General features: G+C 74.6%; 2 protein-coding genes and 1 pseudogene. All 3 read left to right on the top strand.

Features of this window, described 5'->3' with window-relative positions; genetic code table 11:
• The first annotated feature begins 101 nt into the window (after positions 1-101).
• The gene (gene cpaB / locus AC51EU_RS29655; protein WP_496270182.1) at positions 102-818 is read left to right on the top strand and encodes a Flp pilus assembly protein CpaB; all 717 of its coding nucleotides are present in this window, start codon (positions 102-104) and stop codon (positions 816-818) included.
• 13 nt (positions 819-831) lie between these two features.
• Complete coding sequence (locus tag AC51EU_RS29650; RefSeq protein WP_496270181.1) at positions 832-2,232, top strand: CpaE/TadZ family protein; 1,401 nt, start codon at positions 832-834, stop codon at positions 2,230-2,232.
• A 3-nt stretch (positions 2,233-2,235) separates the two neighbouring features.
• Positions 2,236-2,367, top strand: a pseudogene (locus AC51EU_RS29645) (pilus assembly protein); the annotation flags it as partial.

Genomic DNA, 2,367 nt, shown 5'->3' with positions numbered 1-2,367 from the left:
GCCCGCCCCGCGCCGGGCAACCCGTACGCCCAGGACGCCCCGTGCCCCGCAGGGGACCGCGCCCTTCCGTCCCGCCCCGCCCCGATCGAGGTCCCCCACCCATGAATTCACGCCAGCGCCGCGGACTGATCCTGATGCTGCTGTCGGTCCTCTGCGCGGCCGCCGCGTTCGTCGGTGTGCTGTCGGTGATCCGCAACGTCGAGTCCAAGGTCGGACCGGAACGGACCGCGTACCGGCTCCGGACGGACGTCGCCGCCTACCGTCCCCTGCAACCCGGCCAGTTCGAGAAGATCGCGGTGCCCGAGCGCTGGCTGCCGTCCACCGCCGTCACCGATCTCGGCGACCTCACCGGCAAGATCGCGGTCACCCCGCTGCGCAAGGGCTCGCTCCTCCAGGACGACATGATCGTCGCGCGGCCCGCGCTCGCGCCGGGCCAGCAGGAGATCGCCATCATGATCGACGCCGCGACCGGCGTGGCGGGCAAGATCAACCCCGGTGCGCGTGTCAACATCTATGCCACGTTCGAGGGGAAGCGACCGGAGGACAAGCCGGTCTCCAAGGTCATCGTCGCCGGGGCCCAGGTCATCGACGTCGGCAGGATGACCCCCCTGGAGGCCAAGGACCCCGGGGACACCACGAGCACCCGCCGCCCCGGCGAGGCCGTCCCGATCACCTTCGCGCTCGGCACCAAGGACGCCCAACGCGTCGCCTACGCCGAGTCCTTCGCCTCCCACGTACGGCTCGCCCTGATCGCCCCCGGCGGCGACCCCACCGTTCAGCCCGGCGACCGCACCTACACCCTGGACGGCGACAAATGACCCGGAGACACCGATGACCATCCGCATCCTCCCGGCGGTCGGCGATCCTGACGCCGCGCGCACCGTCTCCGCCCTGCTCGGACAGCTCCCCGACACGGACGCCGCGCCCCCGGTCGCCGACTCGGCGGCCCTGCTCGACGCCCTCACCCAGGCCGCGGCCGGCGCCACCACCCCAGGACCGGCCGCCGTCGGGGCGCTGCCCGAGGTCGTCCTCGTCCACGAACGCATCGGCCCGCTCCCCGCGCTCGACCTCATCCGCGAGGTGGCCCTGCGCTTCCCCGCCGTCGGCGTGGTCCTGATGACCACCGACGCCGGGCCCGCGCTGTTCTCCGCCGCGATGGACGCCGGAGCCCGCGGCCTCGTCCCCCTCCCCCTGGGCCAGGACGAACTCGCCGCCCGCGTACGGGCCGCCGCGCAGTGGGCCGCCGGGGTACGCCTCCACCTCGGCGGCGGGCAGGAGACCCCCGGGCCCGCCGGGACCCTGGTCACCGTCACCGGCGCCAAGGGCGGCGTCGGCACCACCGTCACCGCCGTCCACCTGGCCCTGGCCGCCTGCGCCACCGGCCGCGCCGCCGCCCTCGTCGACCTCGACCTCCAGTCCGGTGACGTCGCCTCCTACCTCGACGTCCGCTTCCGCCGCTCCGTCGTCGACCTCGCCGGCATCGCCGACCTGTCCGCCCGGGTCGTCCAGGAGGCCGTGCACGACCACCACACCGGACTGGGCCTGCTGCTCGCCCCGGAGGAGGGCGAACGCGGCGAGGAGGTCGACGACCGGGCCGCCCGCCAGCTCGTCACCGTGCTGCGCTCCCGCTACGACGTGGTCGTCGTCGACTGCGGCTCCCAGATGCAGTCCGCCAACGCCGCCGCCGTCGAACTCGCCGACACCGCGCTGCTGGTGACCACCCCCGACGTGGTCGCCGTGCGCGCCGCCAAACGGCAGGTCCGGCTGTGGGAACGGCTGCGCATCCGCAAGGCCGAGGACACCACCACCGTCGTCAACCGCCACACCCGCGGTACGGAGATCCAGCCCGCCCTGGTCGCCAGGGCCACCGGCACCCGCGTGGCCGCCACCACCGTCCCGGCCGCCTTCAAGGAACTCCAGCCCTGCGTCGACTCCGGGCGGATGCAGGACCTCGACGACCGCTCGGCCGTCAAGCAGGCCCTGTGGACCCTCGCCGCCGAACTGGACCTCGCCGGCCAGGTGCCCCAGGCCCGGCAGGTACGCGGCGCCCACCGGGTGCGGCCGTCGCTGACGGGCCGCAGACGCAGAGCCATAACGGCCGGGACGGGCGCGGCACGCGGCACCGGAACACCGGGCCACACCGCCCCCGGCACCGCGGCGGCCCCGGGAACACCCCAGGTCCCGCCGCCCTCGGCCGCCCCGTACGACACGGCCGTCCACCGGGAGGGCTGAGCGGTGCGGCGTCCCCTCGGGGGCAGTGACCGGGGACAGGTGTCCGTGGAGTTCCTCGGCATGCTGCCGCTCATCCTGCTCGTCCTCGTCCTGCTGTGGCAGTTCGTCCTGGTCGGCTACACCTACACGCTGGCC

The sequence above is a fragment of the Candidatus Streptomyces philanthi genome (assembly GCF_059553635.1).
Note: the sequence above shows the minus strand (reverse complement) of the source record. Positions and strands in the feature narration are given on the sequence as shown.

Excerpts from the sequence above, each read along its gene's own strand:
- cpaB (WP_496270182.1), top strand. The coding sequence starts at position 102 with ATGAATTCACGCCAGCGCCGCGGACTGATCCTGATGCTGCTGTCGGTC.
- AC51EU_RS29650 (WP_496270181.1), top strand. The coding sequence starts at position 832 with ATGACCATCCGCATCCTCCCGGCGGTCGGCGATCCTGACGCCGCGCGC.